Origin of the sequence: Actinomyces sp. MRS3W, assembly GCF_032465695.1 — a bacterium.
GTDB lineage: Bacteria > Actinomycetota > Actinomycetes > Actinomycetales > Actinomycetaceae > Actinomyces.
In genome coordinates, this window is the sequence record NZ_JAWDJJ010000098.1 from 1 (window position 1) to 934 (window position 934).

Here is a 934-nt window from a genome sequence, read left to right on the forward strand (position 1 = left end):
GTCGTGGAGGCGGTGGTGGCGCAACTGAGCCGAGCGGCCGAGCCGATGCCGCCGGTGTGGTTGAGGCCGCTGCCGGCGCGCTTGCCGCTGACGGCCGTGCTCGGTGGGCCGGTGCGGCGCGACGCCGAGGGCCTGCATGCGCCGTCCCCGTCCGGGTCCGGGCTGAGGGTGCCGGTGGGGTTGGAGGATGATCCCGCGCACCAGGCGCAGCGACCGTGGGAGTTGGATCTGACGGTGGGCGGCGGGCATGTGGCCGTCGTCGGGGCGCCGCAGAGCGGACGGACCACCTTCCTGTGGACGCTGGCCACGTCCGCCGCGGTGACGCTGCCCCCGGACCGGCTCGCCTTCTACGGGGTGGATGCCACCGGTGGCGGATTGTCCCGGCTGGCGGCGCTGCCGAATGTGGGCGGTATGGGCACACGCGGGGACCGGGAGCGCATGCGCCGCGTCCTGGAGGAGGTCGTGGCGATGCTGGACCAGCGCGAACGCGTACTTGCGGCACACCGCATCGACTCCCTGGAAGTGCTGCGCGCCCGGCACGCCGCGGGGGAGCTGCCCGAGTTGGCAAGCGCGGACGCGGTGCTGCTGGTGGACGGTCTGGGCCTACTGCGCTCGGACTTCCCAGAGCTGGAGGATCCGCTCGATGAAGTGCTGCGCCGCGGTGGCGGCCTGGGGGTGCATGCGGTGATGACACTGTCTCGCGGCAACGACCTGCGCATGTCCCAGCAGTCCTTGGTGGGCACCCGTCTGGAGTTGCGGCTCAATGATCCGGCGGACTCTCTGGTGGCGCGCAAGCTGTCGGCCACGCTGCGGGCGGATACGCCGGGGCGGGTGCTGCGGGCGGACAAACTGTTCGCCCAGGTGGCCCTGCCGGTGACGGCGGGTTCCGACCTGTCCGGCGGCGTCGGCGCGGCGCTGGAGGCCCTGTCGGAGC

1 protein-coding gene is annotated in these 934 nt (G+C 73.1%); it reads left to right on the top strand.

Annotation, left to right across the window (positions count from 1 at the left end):
* Nucleotides 1-934 (top strand): FtsK/SpoIIIE domain-containing protein (locus RWX45_RS03025; RefSeq protein ID WP_316022307.1); only part of this gene is annotated, 934 nt, incomplete at both ends.